General features: G+C 62.3%; 7 protein-coding genes. 5 read left to right on the plus strand and 2 right to left on the minus strand.

What is annotated here, in order from left to right:
• The first annotated feature begins 28 nt into the window (after positions 1 to 28).
• Positions 29 to 601, plus strand: a complete 573-nt coding sequence (locus ACW7G6_RS07820; RefSeq protein WP_456978137.1) for an NADPH-dependent FMN reductase — start codon at positions 29 to 31, stop codon at positions 599 to 601.
• Between the two features lie 72 nt (positions 602 to 673).
• The gene (locus ACW7G6_RS07825; RefSeq protein ID WP_456997963.1) at positions 674 to 1573 is read left to right on the plus strand and encodes a pirin family protein; all 900 of its coding nucleotides are present in this window, start codon (positions 674 to 676) and stop codon (positions 1571 to 1573) included.
• 143 nt (positions 1574 to 1716) lie between these two features.
• Here ACW7G6_RS07825 and ACW7G6_RS07830 read toward each other — a convergent pair whose 3' ends face one another.
• Positions 1717 to 2652 carry a DUF3800 domain-containing protein gene (locus ACW7G6_RS07830; protein ID WP_456997964.1) on the minus strand — a complete coding sequence of 312 codons (936 nt, stop codon included), beginning with the start codon at positions 2650 to 2652 and terminating at the stop codon, positions 1717 to 1719.
• 89 nt (positions 2653 to 2741) lie between these two features.
• On the opposite strand from ACW7G6_RS07830, the gene ACW7G6_RS07835 reads away from it, so the two are divergent.
• A complete protein-coding gene (locus tag ACW7G6_RS07835) occupies positions 2742 to 8747 on the plus strand; it encodes an AAA family ATPase (protein WP_456997965.1) in 6006 nt (2001 codons plus the stop codon).
• Between the two features lie 166 nt (positions 8748 to 8913).
• Here the strand turns inward: ACW7G6_RS07835 and ACW7G6_RS07840 are convergent, their stop codons facing one another.
• A complete protein-coding gene (locus tag ACW7G6_RS07840) occupies positions 8914 to 9369 on the minus strand; it encodes a nucleoside deaminase (protein ID WP_456997966.1) in 456 nt (151 codons plus the stop codon).
• Between the two features lie 165 nt (positions 9370 to 9534).
• On the opposite strand from ACW7G6_RS07840, the gene ubiE reads away from it, so the two are divergent.
• Both ubiE and ACW7G6_RS07850 read left to right on the plus strand, forming a co-directional pair.
• Positions 9535 to 10329 carry a bifunctional demethylmenaquinone methyltransferase/2-methoxy-6-polyprenyl-1,4-benzoquinol methylase UbiE gene (gene ubiE, locus ACW7G6_RS07845; RefSeq protein ID WP_456978148.1) on the plus strand — a complete coding sequence of 265 codons (795 nt, stop codon included), beginning with the start codon at positions 9535 to 9537 and terminating at the stop codon, positions 10327 to 10329.
• Positions 10330 to 10402: 73 nt separating this feature from the next.
• Positions 10403 to 12352, plus strand: a complete 1950-nt coding sequence (locus ACW7G6_RS07850) for a M1 family metallopeptidase (RefSeq protein WP_456997967.1) — start codon at positions 10403 to 10405, stop codon at positions 12350 to 12352.
• The last annotated feature ends 101 nt before the right edge of the window (positions 12353 to 12453 follow it).

The raw sequence follows: 12453 nt of genomic DNA on the forward strand, positions 1-12453 counted from the left end.
ACGTTGACCTTTGACCCGGGAGCAGATGATGAAAACCTACAAGGTGGGATACCTGATTGGCAGCATCGCCACAGAGTCGATCAACCGGAAGCTCGCCAACGCGTTGATCAAGCTGGCGCCGGAGCAACTCAGGTTTGAGGAGATCTCCTACAGGGATCTGCCGATCTACAGTTACGACTACGACGCCGACTATCCCGAGCCCGGCCGCAAGTTCAAGCAGGCGATCGAGGGCTCCGACGCGATCCTGATCGTGACGCCGGAGTACAACCGCTCCATCCCCGGCGGACTCAAGAACGCCATCGACTGGGCCAGCCGGCCGTGGGGCACCAACTCCTTTGCCAATATCCCGTCGGGTGTGATCGGCACCTCGCCAGGCGCGATCGGCACCGCGGTGGGCCAGCAACATCTGCGCAGCATCCTTGGCTTCCTCAACTCGCCGCAGATGAACTCGCCCGAGGCCTACATCCAGTTCAGGGACGGGATGATCAACGATGCCGGCGAGATTGCCGACGCGTCGACGGCGGAGTTCCTGGGCAACTACCTCAAGGCGTTCCACGAGTTCGTCGCGCATGTCCTGACGGTGTTGCCGCGCGGTGCCTGAGGCCGCCTGCGTGCAGTCGGTGCGATAGTTGGGCCATCGTGGACCCGTGCGGTCCCAGACCGGAGTCTTTCGATGATCGAACTCGTCATCCAGCAGCGCCGCCGCGACCTCGGCAGCTTCGAGGTCGGCCGCGTACTGCCGTTCGCCAAACGCCGCATGGTCGGCCCCTACATCTTCTTCGACCGCATGGGCCCGAAGGACCTGCCGCCGGGCCTGCCGCGCGAGGCCGACGTGCGCCCGCATCCGCACATCGGCCTGTCGACCATCACCTATCTGTTCGACGGCGAGATCATGCACCGCGACAGCGTCGGCTCGGAGCAGGCGGTGCGCCCGGGCGAGGTCAACTGGATGACCGCCGGCAGCGGCATCACCCACTCCGAACGCTTCGAGCGGCTGCGCCGCGAGGGCGGGCCGATCGATGGCATCCAGGCGTGGGTGGCGCTGCCGGACGAACGCGAGGAGATGGACCCGGGCTTCTGGCACTACGCCAGTGACGCGCTGCCGGTGTTCGACGGCGAGGGCGTGGTCGGGCGCCTGATCGCGGGCCAACTTGCCGGCGTGGTGTCGCCGGTTCGGATCGACTCACCGCAGTTTTACGTGCACTGGCAGCTGCGTGCGGGCTCGCGCGTGTCGCTGCCCGCCGAATATCCCGAGCGAGCGGTCTACGTCGCCAGAGGCGAGGTTGAAGTGGACGGCCAGCGGATCGAGCCCGGCGCCATGGCAGTGCTCACCCCCGGCAAGGCCGTCACCATTGCCGCCCTCGACGACGCCGTGGTCATGGCCCTGGGCGGCGAGCCGGTGGGGCCGCGCTACATCGACTGGAATTTCGTGTCCTCGTCGAAGGAGCGTATCGACCAGGCGCGTGAGGACTGGAAAGCCGGGCGCATGAAGCTGCCCGACCTCGACAACGATGAGTTCATCCCGCTGCCGCCGAAGATCGGCGAGTTGCGTGAACCCGAACCGATGTCGTGAGCGAGAGGACACCGCGCGTGGCTGGTGACGGCTTCTTGCCGGGAGCCGACGTTGGTTAAGTGGCTGCTCCCGACCCCAGGCGGACGCTCGACGAAGTTCGGTCACGGGCTTGGCTCGGCTTGAGGAGAAGACCAAACCTCGACCTAGCGTCCAAAGAATCGGCGCAACCAGTTCTTGAACGCACGAGCTCGCTGCCAACGCATAAAAGCGCGGAAGTGAACGTCGCGAGACGAGTTCGCCGGCGGTACGTAGCCCGTCGCCTGCAATCTCCGCACGTCCTTCTTCATCCGCTGCCACTCCCCTTTCGATTTCAGGCCATCTACTCCGTCCATCTGCTCTGCCACTCCTTTGTGAGTACTCGGGAGAACCATGTCGAGATCACCGCAGTCGAGGTGAGCACTACTGCTAATGGGAGTGAGATCGTCAGACTCTTTCATCCAAGAGCCGTGATCCTCATGGCTTCTGCGGAGGTGCCAGGCGAGCATGTCAGCAGCTTGAAGCGGAGCGAATGTTTTGTCGTCCTCGTATCTCGGTTTGCGCGCGATCAGTGCGCGTGCTTTGTTGGGAATGCTCTCCGCCATGTACTCAAAAAACAGATCAACCTCATCTTCGATTTCTGCCTGAGTGTCGAAGATGAACTCAATCTTGTTCGGATGCATCTGGGTAGCGAAGAAGCGGGATACGGAGGAAACAATGCCGAAAGTGCAGGAAAAATGTGCATTTCCTAAGCCGCGCGGAGCGATCGCCCTGAATGCTTCCCAATCAGTCGAACGACTCATTGAATTATGAAACGACATGGGCTCAAAGTAGTCGATGACCGCCTTCAGGCTAGCTAGCTTTTCGCTGACCTCAGCGTGTGTCCAACCATCGAACTCCCCATTCCTGCTGTTTGCCTCACGCATCTTAAAGTAGCTAATGGGCTTCCCGGCCCGCAGCTCGGCCGCCCATGCGTCGGAAAACAATGCCCAGTTCTCGGCGGTAGAAACAAAGCCGGCCATGAACAACCTCCGGTCGCCCTTGTCGCTACCCGAGTCGTCAATCACAGCCTGGAGGCAAGCAAACGGCTTCTGTTCTCGCATCCCCAAATGGTAGCCGTTGATGGGGTCAAGATGCGGGCACACAACCGAGGCCTCGAGTGCGGCCCGGAACCTCGATTACTATCATGGCCATGAGTACGCTCAACCCGACGGACCCTGACCTGCCCGGCGCTTATCCGGGGCCCCAACGTTCGCCGACACCGCCGGGGGAAGGCGAAAGACGCGCACAGCGTGGCTATACGCGGCAGTACGACGCCGCGGCCGCCGCCATCTATCACGGACTGGACCGCGGAGACCTACGCTGGGTTGGCCTTGCAGATCGTTGTGCGGGAATCGCTGATGACGTTGTGTTGGGGTATGACGGTGACGTTGTGGGTCATCAGTTCAAGACCTCACGAGACCCTCGAACCTTTCGCATCCGCACCCTACTTACGGGTGCGAGCGGACTGCTCCCCGGTTTGGTGGTCGCATGGGACGAACTCAGAGGCAGTTGCCCGGGACAGAACGTTCGCATCAGGGTGGTGGTGTCAGATGTGGCAGCGGACAATGACGACGTAGGAGGTGGGGCTGGATCAACGCGGCAGTTTGTCTCGCACTGGCAGTTGAATCCGTCTTGGAGCATGGCCGAGTGGCGGACCTCGCCATGGTGGCCGATTGTCGAACACCTCTGGACGGCATCCAGTCTTGCAGAGCCCGAATTCGAAGAATTCTTTCGCCGATTGGAGCTGATTCACGGCAATCAGGCAGACTTTGCAACGCGCTACGGCATTACGGCCCAGTCGCGACCACAGGTAGACTTGATCGCGCAACGATTGCCGAAGCTGGTCGCACGCGTTCCCGAGCAGGACCGATGGACGCGGGAGGAATTCCTCAGGGAGATAGGCTGGCGCGACACTGAGACGCGTCATCGCCATCAGTTCCCGATCGGCATTGCCGTGCAGCGCAATCCGGCCTCGGAAATCCAATTGAGACAAGCGCTGGCCGCAAGCCCCTCGGGCTACCTGTCGCTCGTCGGTCCCCCGGGTTCGGGAAAATCGACTCTGCTCCAGATCGCGCTGGAATCCGAGCCGCAACTGACTGTTGTCCGCTACCTCGCATTCGTGCCCGGAGCTGCTCAAGGAATCGGACGCGCCGAAGCGGCCGACTTTCATGAGGATCTGATCGTTGGATTGAGGCGGACTGGCTTACCGGGCGTGCGGTTTCGGCGAGAGTCGCCGCAGGACCGTCGGGAGGAATTCGAAGCCCTGCTGGCGGCGGCCGGTCAGCGATTTCAGGAGACGGGTGTTCGAACCCTCGTCGTGGTAGACGGCCTGGATCACGTCCCGCGCGAAGAGCGTCCTGAGCGATCGTTTCTTTCCGAACTCCCGCTGCCAGCCTCGGTTCCGCAGGGGGTCATCTTTCTGCTCGGCACCCAGCGTCTAGATCTTCCCGGGATCCTGCCTGCGGTCCGGGACCAGGCCGATACGGCGGCAAGACGCGTGGACATGGCCCAGCTTTCGCAGGCCGCGATTTCGTCAATGGCAGACGCCATGGGATTGCCGGAGTCGATGCCGAGATCGCGCCTTCGCGAGCTCGCCCACGGTCATCCGCTCGCCACGCACTACCTGATTCAGGCTTTGCTTTCGGCGGAAAGCGAGCAAGCCAGAAACTCCATCCTGAGGGATGGGTTCGAGTATGCGGGGGATATCGAAGCGTACTACGCGTCTGCTCTGCGCGGGCTCACTGACGATGATGAGGTCATGGACATCTTGGGTCTCGTTGCACTTTCCGAGGCGCCGCTGGACTTGAGCCTCCTCGAGCACCTCTACTCACGGGCGGCGCTTGAAAGGGTATGGCGCGCCGCGCGCCACCTTCTGAAGCGTTCTCAAGGTGACTGGTCGATTTTCCATAACAGCTTTCGGTTGTATGTCGCTCGCGTCCCTCGATTCAGGTTCGGCGAGCCGGATACCGGATCTTCTTCGCGCCTCTACCGTCGGCTTGTCGAGGTTGTCGAGCGAGCGGGTCCTGATTCGCCGCAACGCTTCCTGAGATTGCGCTATCTGATGAGGGTAGGCGAACACGCGGAAGTGCTCGCGGCTGCGACCCCCGCATTCTTTCGCGAGCAGTATCTGGCTGGTCGGTCGGCGTCCGACATTCGAGACGATATCAGGTTGGCCTTCAGTTCCCTCAAGGACGTAAGGGACGCAACGGCTGCCTTCAACCTGATTCTTGCGTCCGACGAAATCTCTCGGAGGGCTTTTGCGTTCGAAGACGACCACGAGACCATCAAAGCCCTAATCGCGTTGGGTCAGGTCGATGAGGCAGAAGAGCTCTTAGACGAGACCGGGGGCGACGGCTACGATGTCGTGGATGCTTGGCAGGACCAAGGAAACATTGAGCGCGCAAGGACGTTGTTCGAGCGCATCGAGCCATTGCACGATCTAGGCTCGGATTCTTCGATGAGCAGTCCGATGAACCGGCAGCCTGAGCTGCAGAGGTGGGCTGCACGGGCTGTCGATTTTCGCAGCCCCAGCGAGATCATGGCTGGTATCAACCGAATTGTTGAGATGGTTCGGCGCGAACGCGATCAGTTCAATGGTCCAGACGACTTGGGCTGGTCGATCCGTTGGGAGGCAGCGCTTGCAACGGTCACCGTAGATCCCTCGGCGGATATTGACGTGGTGATCGAAGCCTATGAGTTGGATCCATCTGTTCGCCCGACTATGCGGCTGCTAGCGGTCAGGTGCGCGCAAGAGCGTGCGACTTCTGCGATTGCCGAGATTGATGACGTCGCAACAGATGCTGCTGAGTTGGCCGAGTTACCTCGCGGATTGAGACGCGGCGTGTCACTAATGGCTGCGCGCAGCGGTGCCGTGGGGAGTGCGCAATCCTTGGCGGCCGGGTTGGCGGTTCCAGCCATCGCCGAAATGGACGACTCAACAGACTATGGACTTTCCAGGGACATCCCCCGGGCGGTCATTGAGCATGCGGAACTGGTAACCCTACTCAATGAGGCTGTACCCACATCTTCCCCATCGAGCAAGCCTCAGCTCGTTCCGCTTCAGCAATTTGCGGAGCACGCGGGCATCCTGGCCGCCCGAAGCAGGCGCGATCCGCAAGGCATGCAGGCTGGTGAAGTTGCGCAGGAATGTGCAGCTTTCATGCGCTACGTTTGTCGCACAGTTCCGGGCGGGGGTGGCGAGTATTTCGTGATCGGCCAACTGGACAGGGCGGCACCCGAAGTACTGAACTCACTTCTGAAGACTGCAGCACGTATCAACCGCGACGAATTCGCGCGAGCCATAGAAGCAGTAGACCGGATTCTCGAGGATCGCCCGATGGTCCGGGATCGAACTTTCTCTCTCGAGATGATGATCGCTAAGGCCGTCGCGAATCTGGGCCAGAACGCGGATGACGCGGAGCGGCGACTGGATGGTTTGCTCGAGCGCCGCGACCAAGGGACGCCCGGTCAATTCTTGGAGAGCACCGCGCGTCTCGCCGAGGCCTTTGCATGCGTAGGCCGTCAGGCACGCGGCCAAGCCCTTCTGGCGGAGCAGCGAGCGCATACCTTGGGATATGCGCTGCGTGCAAAAAAAGACCCGCAGTACGCGTTCTGGATGAGTTTACTGGGGAAGGCCAACCAGGCGGACCCAGGTCGACGCTCTGAGCGAGTCCGCGTGCTTGCGCGACAGGCGATTGGCATGGCCTCGACGGAGGGACGCGATGCGGCGGGCCGGATCGCGCATGGCCTGATTCTCGAGGCTGCCATGGACAGCGCGCAACTCGGCTCGAGTGTCGCCGACGCGTTGCTCGGCGCAGATCTGATCGAAATGCCTGAAATCGTGGACGCGTTGATGACGGGCATGATCCGGCGCGATCCACGGCTCGTCATTCCGTGCGTTGAGACATGGCTTTCGCTTTGCATGCCATTCCACCGGGCTGCCTTCTACCGGGCATCCGAGGAGGGCAACTTCATTCACGAGGCAATTCAGACCGCGGGCCCTAAGATTCTGGACGATACCGGGAGATTGCTGCTCGACAGTATCGCGGTTCACGCTCAGGTTGATGTTCGGCCGACGCTCGTTGATTCGTTGAAGTCCGCGCTTTCCCTGCGCGGCGCAGACCTGACCATCGTCGAAGCCGCGAGAGTCCGTACTGCCGGCGACACGCCGTTGCCCAGAAGTGACGGCAACTCCCCCATGCCATACGACGACGCGCTAGACATGCGGGGACTGGCGGATAAGGTGGACGCTGATGCAGCTTCGGGCGCCGTCAGCTTCGAAGCCGGATCGGCGTTTCGACGACTGGTGCCTGGCTCAGATTTCAACCTTGCACTGGAAGTATTTGATCGCCATCCAAAGGTTCAGGAGGACAATCGAGCCAGATTCGCTCTCGTCGACCGAGCCTTGGCGGAAGGGCAGCGAGAGGTCGCCATTCGTTTGACGAATGAATACCAGCCCGATGCCGACCGCAGTTTCAGTTGGTCGTGGATGATGGGTGGCGGACGACAACGCTACTTCCATGCCCGTCTGCAATTAGAGGGGGAGAGCGTCTACGAGTTGGCTTATGCAAATCTGGCCTCGAGCCTGGCCGCCGGAGACGAGGCGACCAACTCGCTACTTTGGGACCTCGATGACATCTGGCCACTTCTCGAGCCTGCTCCAAATTGGTCTGCCATGTGGGCGTCAGTACAAGACCAGCTGCCACACACTCGTGATTACGCTCTAGGCCGGGATGTCGATCATGAAGATGGATTGTCGGATGCGGCACTGATCGCCAAGCTTTTTCATAAGGTCATCTCGCTGCCCGTTTCGGAACTTCAGTGGCAAGCGGGGCGCGGGGCGCTATCTCTCTCGGCTTCTGACCCGGCCGCCTTTGGGATCCTGATCAATTCTTTGCTGAGCGGTTCTGGCGATTCGATCATCAAAGGGCTTCAACTGCTTCGGTCTACAGACAGCCCTAGGCTTCAGGAAGAATTTGCCTCGCGAATTGGCGACCTGGCAAATCATGACGACTTCGGAGTGCGCATTCTCGCGAGTAAGCTAGCCGAGCATTGGAGGTTGGAACTCCGCGTTAGACGCAGCGCAGTGCCGGCGTTTTATGGACTTGCTCTTCCTCCGCTAGAGGTGACCGAACGCGTTGAAACGCTTCGCGAACAACCTTTCGGTGCGCCTCTCGTATCGGACGCTGCGGCGTGGTGCGCACCTTTCACCGACCTGATCGAGAAGATCGCGTCAATCGCCGAGGTAACCGAGGATCACATTCGCCATCGAGTTCAGCAATTGATAGATGGCTGGGGTGGTGTCCAGGCATTTGGTTCGGCAGGCGCTGCTGAGCTCCGGGGAACCCTTCAGAACCTTGGTTTGCAGCTGCAATACTTCACCCCACATTTCGTTGTTGGATTGCGCGCGTTGCGACGTGTGGCCGGTGAATTGGACGGCGCCGGCCGAATTGACACCGAGGAAGTCGATTCGCTGCTCGGCGACTTCGCGATTTCTCTGGAGTGGATGCGGAGTGCTATCGATCGAAGGCCGAATTTTGTGGTCCGACCAGCACTGCCGCGCGGCTTCACCGCGGAGGAAGAGCCTTGGTTAGCTCAGGTGGAGGAAGATATTACTGCTGCAGGAGGTACCGAAACCATCCTGGCGGAGCTGACCTACTTCCAGGGGCGATCCAGTTTCACGGCCTACGAGTGGAGTCGAATGCGCCTTCTTGGGACTAGGCTCCCTCCCGATGCGGACCCGGTGTCGCTGTTCGAGCGCCTGCCCCACTCTGGTTTTCCGGTCCGTGCTGTTACTCGGCCAGGCCTTGCGTCACTGCCGCGCTTTGAGCTGACGCTCGATCCGGGCCTAGCCAATCGATTAGGGTGGCAGGCTGTAACGGACGGTACATCGCGATGGTTCGATGCCAATGGGCAGTTGGTGGCGACTGCGTATTGCTGGAGAGACGGTGGTCCGGATGGGCAAACGCACGGTGACTGCCTGTATGGCGAGGGTGCGGCGATTGCGCTGACCGAGGTCGGCCGCACGCAACTCGAGGGGTTGGTCGGACCCCGCGGCGTCGAGACCGTGGCTCGGCGTGCTCGATTACATAACGCGCAGAACCAGCAACGATTCGCTGCTTCGAGACCGCCCGACGCTTTAGGGTTCCCTATATAGCGCCGTCAGCCTTGTGCCAACATCCGAATCGCTTCCCGTGCGCCTGAATAGCTGCCTCGCCACAGATCACTACCCAATGCCTGTGATTCAACACGGCTGGAGAGGCCATGCGCTCATCTCGCCGTTCTCCAAGGCCCTTTTCTGGTCGGAAGCAGCCATTCAACAATCACCCCTCCCCAATATCCTCGTTCCACACCTCCGGATTTTCCGCGATATACCCCTGCATCATCTCGATGCATTCCCGGTCGGCGAGGTCGATGACCTTGACGCCGGCTTCGCGCAGCCAGTCGATGCCGCCGCTGAACGTCTCCGATTCGCCGACTACCACGGTGCCAATGTTGAATTGCCGCACCAGGCCGCTGCAGTACCAGCACGGGGCGAGGGTGGTGACCATGATGGTGTCGCGGTAGCTGCGCTGGCGGCCGGCCTTGCGGAAGGCGTCGGTCTCGCCGTGGATCGAGGGGTCGTTTTCCTGGACGCGGCGGTTGTGGCCGCAGCCGAGCAGGCGGCCGTCGGCGTGGTACAGCGCGGCGCCGATCGGGATGCCGCCTTCGGCCAGTCCCTGGCGGGCTTCGGCGACGGCGGTGGCGAGCAGGGCGTGGTAGTCGGGGGTGGCGATCATTCGGATGGGCCGTAAGGAGTGGACGGGTTGATCGTCGTCGTGGTGGCGCCGGATGTCGAGGACGGTCGGCTGAAGTGAGTGCGCGTCCGTGCAGGGGTGAGGGCGTCGTGGCGCCGGTATTGGGTGGCCGGCGACACTGCCGGTGGGCGGTGCGATAATCGGCGCATGAACGATCCGACCCGGCACGACCCAGGCTCCGCAACGCCGCCAGACAGCGCTCCCGGCACCACCCACTTTGGTTTCCGCGACGTCCCCACCGGGGACAAGCAGAAGCTGGTCGGGGAGGTGTTTTCCTCGGTCGCCGGCAACTACGACCTGATGAACGACCTGATGTCGATGGGTATCCACCGGGTCTGGAAGCGCTACTTCGTTGCCACCGCGCAGGTTCGCCGTGGCGACCGGGTGCTTGACCTGGCCGGCGGCACCGGCGATATCGCGTTGCTGTTGAAGGATCGCGTCGGCGATGCCGGTTCGATCGTGCTGGGCGACATCAACGGCGAGATGCTGCGCGTCGGCCGCGACCGCATGACCGACAAGGGCAAGGTCGCCGGTTTCGAATACGTGCAGATGAACGCCGAGAAGCTGCCGTTTCCCGATGCCAGTTTCGATCTGGTCACGATCGCGTTCGGCCTGCGCAACGTCACCAACAAGGATGCGGCGCTGGCCGAGATGCACCGGGTGCTGAAGGTCGGCGGGCAGGCGCGGGTGCTGGAGTTCTCTGAAGTGAAGTTCGACTGGTTCAAGCCGATCTACGACTTCCACTCGTTCAAGGTATTGCCGCGGCTGGGCAAGTTGTTTGCCAACGATGCGGACAGTTACCGGTACCTGGCCGAGAGCATCCGCAAGCACCCGCCGCAGGACGAGTTGAAGGCGATGATGGCCGCAGCCGGTTTTGCGCGATGCGACTACCGCAACCTGTCGGCGGGCATCGTCGCGGTGCATACCGGCTACAAGGTCTAGCCAAACCGGCACTTCGCACCGGCTATCGGTCGACGCTACACTCGGGGACTTATTTGTAACCGTGGGCCCGCCAATGCGTTCCTCGATCCTGACCCTGTGTTTTGCTGCCGCCGTGGTAATGGCTGGTTGCTCGCGCGACGCCGCGCCGGGCGCCGATACCGCCGCCCAACCCGATGCCGACGCGGTGACCGCGCCGGGTGCCGAGTACGACTCGCTGTCCTATGCCGAGCCTGACAAGGTCCGGATCAAGGACCTCGCGCTGGCCCTGGATGTCGACTTCAACGACAAGCAGATCAGTGGCAGCGCGACCTATCAGTTGGACTGGGTGGATCCGGACGCGACCGAGCTGGTGCTCGATACCCGCGACCTGACCATCGAGAAAGTGGTCGGCGAGCGCAGTGACGACAAATGGGTCGACCTGAAGTTCGAGCTGGCCGACGCCGACAAGCGCCTGGGCAGCAAGTTGACCATCCAGGCCCCGGATCGCAGCGAGCGCATCCGCGTCACCTATCACACCGCGCCGCAGGCTTCGGGCCTGCAGTGGCTGACCCCGGCGATGACCGAGGGCGGCGAGCAGCCGTTCATGTTCAGCCAGTCGCAGCAGATCCACGCGCGCTCCTGGGTGCCGCTGCAGGACACCCCGCGGGTGCGCTTCACCTATACCGCGCACGTGACCAGCCCGGAGGACGTGATGGTGCTGATGAGCGCCGACAACGATCCCGACGCCGAGCGTGACGGCGACTACACGTTCGCGATGCCGCAAGCGATCCCGTCCTACCTGCTCGCGATCGCCGCAGGTGACCTGGTGTTCAAGCCGATCTCCGAGCGCAGCGGCGTGTGGGCCGAGCCGGCAATGGTCGACAAGGCCTCGGCCGAGTTCGCCGATACCGAGAAGATGATCGAGGCGACCGAGGCGCTGTATGGCCCGTACCGCTGGGGCCGCTACGACATCCTCGTGCTGCCGCCGTCATTCCCGTATGGCGGCATGGAGAACCCGCGCCTGACCTTCGCCACCCCGACCGTGATCGTCGGCGACAAGTCGCTGGTGTCGCTGATCGCGCATGAGCTGGCCCACAGCTGGGCGGGCAACCTGGTCACCTTCTCCAGCCCGAAAGACCAGTGGATGAACGAGGGCATCACCAGTTACGTCGAGAACCGCATCATCGAGTCGTTGTACGGCAAGGACTTCGCCAACATGGAAGCGGCGATCGCGCAGAACGAGTTGCGCAAGACCATCGGCCACATGGAACCGCAGGCGCAGTCGCTGGCGATCCGTCCCGACGTGCACGTCAAGGCCGGCGATACGCTGACCGCCGTGGCGTACGACAAGGGCGCGTGGTTCATGATGTTCCTGGAGCACCGCTTCGGCCGCGAGGATTTCGATCCGTTCCTGCGCGGGTACTTCGACCACTTCGCGTTCCAGTCGATCCCGACCACCACCTTCATCCAGTACGCCAAGGACAACCTGCTGGCCAAGCACCCCGGCAAGGTCACCGAGGCCGAGCTGGACGAGTGGATCTACGGTCAGGGCATTCCCGAGTCGGCGCCGGTGACCGAGTCACCGCAGTTCGACGCCGTGGACGAGGCACGCAAGGCCTGGCTGGACAGCGGCGAGCTGCCGGCCACCGACGCGACCGCAAAGTGGAGCACCCAGGAATGGCTGCACTTCATCGAGGGCCTGCCGGAAACGCTGGACCACGAGCAACTGGTGGCGCTGGACGAGGCCTACGAGTTCACCGGCACCGCCAACGGCGAGATCGCGATGCGCTGGTATCCGTTGACCGTGCGTAGCGGCTATCCGGAAGCCAATGAGGCGATTGCCGAGTTCCTGGCCCGGGTCGGCCGCCGCAAGCTGATCATGCCGACCTACGCGGCGCTGGTGAAAACGCCCGAAGGCCTGGCGATGGCTGAACAGATTCTGGCCGAGGCGCGGCCGGGCTACCACCCGATCACCACCGGCTCGGTGGATGCGGTGATTGCCGAAGCCAAGGGCGATGACACGGTGGAGACGCCGGTCGATTGATGCGCGCGGCATAGTCCATCAAGAACAACACGACCGCCTCCGAGGCGGTCGTGTTGTCTGGGCCGTCCGGACCACTGGCCAGGTGGCGGCGGCTTACGGCA

The sequence above is a fragment of the Lysobacter sp. A421 genome, assembly GCF_054052145.1.

Bases quoted from the DNA above. Each gene is read 5' to 3' on its own strand.
- ACW7G6_RS07820 (WP_456978137.1), top strand. From the start codon at position 29: ATGAAAACCTACAAGGTGGGATACCTGATTGGCAGCATCGCCACAGAG.
- ACW7G6_RS07825 (WP_456997963.1), top strand. From the start codon at position 674: ATGATCGAACTCGTCATCCAGCAGCGCCGCCGCGACCTCGGCAGCTTC.
- ACW7G6_RS07830 (WP_456997964.1), bottom strand. From the start codon at position 2,652: ATGCGAGAACAGAAGCCGTTTGCTTGCCTCCAGGCTGTGATTGACGAC.
- ACW7G6_RS07835 (WP_456997965.1), top strand. From the start codon at position 2,742: ATGAGTACGCTCAACCCGACGGACCCTGACCTGCCCGGCGCTTATCCG.
- ACW7G6_RS07840 (WP_456997966.1), bottom strand. From the start codon at position 9,369: ATGATCGCCACCCCCGACTACCACGCCCTGCTCGCCACCGCCGTCGCC.
- ubiE (WP_456978148.1), top strand. From the start codon at position 9,535: ATGAACGATCCGACCCGGCACGACCCAGGCTCCGCAACGCCGCCAGAC.
- ACW7G6_RS07850 (WP_456997967.1), top strand. From the start codon at position 10,403: ATGCGTTCCTCGATCCTGACCCTGTGTTTTGCTGCCGCCGTGGTAATG.